2 protein-coding genes are annotated in these 1,953 nt (G+C 68.4%); both read left to right on the top strand.

Translation table 11 applies throughout. The features are described from left to right. On the top strand, positions 1 to 1,020 hold a 1,020-nt coding region (locus ABT025_RS39390), incomplete at its 5' end, for a beta-ketoacyl reductase (RefSeq protein ID WP_351003643.1). A gap of 8 nt (positions 1,021 to 1,028) precedes the next feature. Next, on the top strand, positions 1,029 to 1,953 hold a 925-nt coding region (locus ABT025_RS39395; protein WP_351003644.1), incomplete at its 3' end, for a beta-ketoacyl synthase N-terminal-like domain-containing protein.

Below are 1,953 nucleotides of genomic sequence, written 5' to 3' on the forward strand. Positions count from 1 at the left end.
GTGGGGGCGGTGTTGCGTCCGAAGGTGGATGCGGCGCTGAACCTGCACGAGCTGACGCAGGGCATGAACCTCGCCGCCTTCGTCCTCTTCTCCTCGGCCGCCGGAGTCCTCGGCAACCCGGGGCAGGGCAACTACGCCGCGGCGAACGCGTTCCTGGACGCGCTGGCCACGTACCGCAGGGCCGAAGGGCTCCCCGCCCAGTCCCTCGCCTGGGGTCCCTGGGCGGACGGCGGCATGGCGGACAGCCTGCAGAGCGCCGACTCGCAGCGGATGCGGCGGACCGGCATCGAAACCCTGTCGGGCGAGGAGGGGACCGCCCTCTTCGACGCGGCCGAGACCTCCGGTGCGGCCGCACTGGTCACCATGCGCGTCGATCTCACCGGACCGGGCGCCCCGGAGCCGGACGACCTGCCCGACCTCTTCCGCGGACTGGTACGGCCCGGCGGCCACCGAACCGCCGACGCGTCGGCACCAGGAGCCGCAGCGTTCCGCCGGCGGATGAACTCCCTGACCGACAACGAGCGGGCGGAACAGGTGCTCGACCTCGTACGCGCCCACGCGGCGGCGATTCTCGGGTATGCGGGTCCCTCGGCCATCGAGCCGGACCGGGCGTTCAAGGAGCTCGGGTTCGACTCGCTGGCCGCGGTGGAGTTCCGTAACGGACTGGCCCGGGCCACAGGACTGCGCCCTCCGGCCACGCTGGTCTTCGACTACCCGAACTCCCGCGCTCTCGCCCAGTACCTCGCCGAGGAACTGCGTCCCGACTCTCCGACGGACGACGAGGCCGTGGGGGAGGAGCGGGTCCGGCGCATTCTGCAGGGAATTCCCCTGAGCCGCCTCAGGGACGCGGGACTGATGGAAGTCCTCTTCGAACTCGCCGGTGCCCATGACGAGCCGGTGGATCCGGCAGAGGGCATGGACGAAGCTTCGCCCGAATCCATCGACTCGATGGACACCGAGAGCCTGATCAGCATGGCGCTCGACGCTTCCGGCCTTGACGACGCGACGCAGGGAATGTGAGTGCCCCGATGAGTAATTCTGACGAGAAACTGGTCGCCGCGCTGCGGGCGTCGCTCAAGGAGAACGACCGTCTGCGGGCCCACAACAGGAAACTGTCGTCCGCGGCCCGCGAACCCATCGCCATCGTCGCGATGAGCTGCCGCTTTCCGGGCGGCGTCGAATCACCCGAGGCTCTTTGGCAGTTGGTGAACGATGGCGTGGACGCCATATCCGAGTTCCCGGAGAATCGCGGCTGGAACCTCGGCGCTCTGTACGATCCGGACGGCGAGCGACAGAACACCAGCTACGTCAACAAGGGCGGATTCCTCCACTCCGCCGACACGTTCGACCCGGTTCCCTTCGGTATCAGCCCGAACGAGGCGCTGATCATGGACCCGCAGCAGCGGCTGCTGCTGGAATGCTCGTGGGAGGTGTTCGAGAGGGCCGGAATCGACCCCGCCACGTTGAAGGGCAGCAAGACCGGCGTATTCGCCGGAATGATGTACCACGACTACGTCCACAACAGTGCTACGGGGTCGATCGCGTCGGGCCGTGTCTCGTACGTCTTCGGCTTCGAGGGGCCGTCGATGACGCTGGACACCGCGTGCTCGTCGTCGCTGGTGGCGCTGCACCTGGCGGCTCAGGCGCTGCGGTCGGGCGAGTGCTCGATGGCGCTGGCCGGAGGCGTGGCGGTCATGTCGACGCCTGAGGTCTTCGTCGAGTTCAGCCGGCAGGGCGGCCTGTCCAGGGACGGTCGCTGCAAGTCGTTCGCAGGGTCCACCGACGGCACCAGCTGGTCGGAGGGGGCAGGCGTCCTGCTCCTGGAGAAGCTCTCCGATGCTCGCAGCAACGGACATCCGGTCCTGGCGGTACTGCGGGGCAGTGCGGTCAATCAGGACGGTGCGAGTAATGGGCTGACGGCTCCGAATGGTCCGTCGCAGCAGCGGGTGATCC

Source organism: Streptomyces sp. NPDC002809, assembly GCF_040295435.1.
In the GTDB taxonomy this organism is placed as follows: Bacteria; Actinomycetota; Actinomycetes; order Streptomycetales; family Streptomycetaceae; genus Streptomyces.